The organism is Streptomyces sp. SID5785 (assembly GCF_009870065.1).
In the GTDB taxonomy this organism is placed as follows: Bacteria; Actinomycetota; Actinomycetes; order Streptomycetales; family Streptomycetaceae; genus Streptomyces.
The window spans coordinates 1-295 of sequence record NZ_WWIA01000921.1; the positions used below are offsets into that span (position 1 = coordinate 1).

A 295-nucleotide genomic window follows, 5' to 3' on the forward strand; every position below is an offset into this window, starting at 1 on the left:
GCCCGCGAGCGCCGTCGCGAGTCCGCGGCCGCGCGCCGCGCCGCGCTCGGCGAGCCGGGCCACCGGCGGCAGCAGCCGCAGCGTCAGGACGGTGCCGGCGAGCAGCGCCAGCGCCGGGGCGACCACGAGCAGCGGATCGATGCCGAGGCTGCCGCCGCTGTCGCTGGTCAGCGCGCCGGTGCCGGACGTCTGCTGGTTCAGCTGCCAGTAGGCGACCGCCGCCACGACGAGCAGGCCCACGTCGGCGCCGGCCCGCAGCGGCGCGGGCAGCGTCCGGGCGCGGACGCCCGCCGGG

The 295-nt window shown here is 81.4% G+C and carries 1 protein-coding gene; it reads right to left on the reverse strand.

Annotated elements, in window-relative coordinates:
* On the reverse strand, positions 1–295 hold a 295-nt coding region (locus GTW43_RS30125; protein WP_161305154.1), incomplete at both ends, for a hypothetical protein.